At 45.8% G+C, this 1,223-nt stretch carries 3 protein-coding genes and 1 pseudogene; 3 read left to right on the plus strand and 1 reads right to left on the minus strand.

The window, feature by feature from the left end; translation table 11 throughout:
- Window positions 1–85: 85 nt before the first annotated feature.
- The 3 genes from A3739_RS00335 to A3739_RS00340 all read left to right on the plus strand — a co-directional run bounded on the left by A3739_RS00335 (window position 86) and on the right by A3739_RS00340 (window position 955).
- On the plus strand, window positions 86–355 hold the full coding sequence (locus A3739_RS00335; protein WP_068473533.1) for a putative nucleotidyltransferase substrate binding domain-containing protein: 270 nt from the start codon (window positions 86–88) through the stop codon (window positions 353–355).
- Between the two features lie 129 nt (window positions 356–484).
- Complete coding sequence (locus A3739_RS28515) at window positions 485–640, plus strand: hypothetical protein (protein ID WP_156493466.1); 156 nt, start codon at window positions 485–487, stop codon at window positions 638–640.
- Window positions 641–661: 21 nt separating this feature from the next.
- A complete protein-coding gene (locus tag A3739_RS00340; protein WP_068473536.1) occupies window positions 662–955 on the plus strand; it encodes a hypothetical protein in 294 nt (97 codons plus the stop codon).
- Between the two features lie 56 nt (window positions 956–1,011).
- Here the strand turns inward: A3739_RS00340 and A3739_RS00345 are convergent.
- A pseudogene (locus A3739_RS00345) lies at window positions 1,012–1,223 on the minus strand (hypothetical protein); the annotation flags it as partial.

The following is a 1,223-nucleotide window of genomic DNA, read 5'->3' on the forward strand; positions in this document are numbered from 1 at the left end:
ATCATTCTTAGATTTAACATATTGAGGCACGGTAACTATTATCGCATTGATCCGTTTGTACGCGTAGGCTTAAGGAGTTTCCGAGGTGAGTACCGAAGCACGTCTCGAAGCTTTGGTGGATAAGAAGTTTATATTATCTGAATTGGCGGGCATCTTTCTTGATGCGCATGAGTTTATTGCGAGTTTACGTTCAAGCAATCAGAGTCAACAAATCCAATTAGGGGAAGAGGTGAATAACCATCTTGCGCCTGATTCCTTGGGGCCTTTAGTACGCAATCAATTAAAAGATGCTTTTGCCGTTGTTGCGGAAAGTCAGCGAGCCCTGAAAATGCGTTTTGGTCATGGTGTTCTCTAGGTTATATCGTCGTTTACGTTACGCTAAAAAAAGTGCAGCAATTGAGGCGCTTAATGGTTTGTATACGCAAAATCGATTGCTCGGAAATCCCCTGTTGGTGATACAAGGTTTGTAGTCATTGACTGCGAGATGACAACGCTTAACCCTGTAACGGATAAAATTTTGAGCAGCGCATGGGTGATTGTGCAGGAGGGTTTTATTGAATACCGAAGCGCACAGCATCACTTATGCTATGCAAGCGAGTCAGTGGGTGATAGCGTAGTAGTGCATGGTCTGAGTAATTAGTGTGTTGCTGGCGCAGGCAATGTGACGCAAGCTCTAGGTTTACTCATGAATGAGTTAGCTGGAGCAGTGGCGGTTTTTCACCATGCGCGTTTAGACCTAGCTTTTCTTCAGAAAGTCGCGCGGGAGAATTACGGTTGTCCTCTTATCTTCGACTACGTCGATACGATGGTCATTGAGCGGACGTTGATGGAAAAACAAGGCTCTGCGGGAGCTATCCAGCTAGAGGTATGTCGTGACCGTTACGGCTTGCCAAAAGCGTACGCGCACAATGCTTTAAGTGATGCGATCGCGACGGCAGAATTTCTTTGCGCATAAATTAACGCTTTGCATGGTATGAAGTCTTCTCTTGCGAGCTTGAAACCAAGGTTGGCCTAAAAATCATCCCCAAAAAATGAATCCGATTTGTCGATCGGTTTTGCTGTTTTGAGTTCTTTCAATTGCTTTTCACGCATGGCGCTTTTGGTCGTTGCGTCTTCTAATTGCTCGGTGTAGAGCTCCAACCAAGATCGCGAGCCAGGCACCATATGAGCTAGATCGTATACAGCCGAGCGCACTGTTTCCATGAAGCGTTGCTTCGCTTGCT

This window comes from Oleiphilus sp. HI0067, from assembly GCF_001635735.1.

What these genes read in the sequence shown, in the direction of transcription:
- A3739_RS28515 (WP_156493466.1), top strand. Translation starts at nt 485, where the DNA reads ATGACAACGCTTAACCCTGTAACGGATAAAATTTTGAGCAGCGCATGG.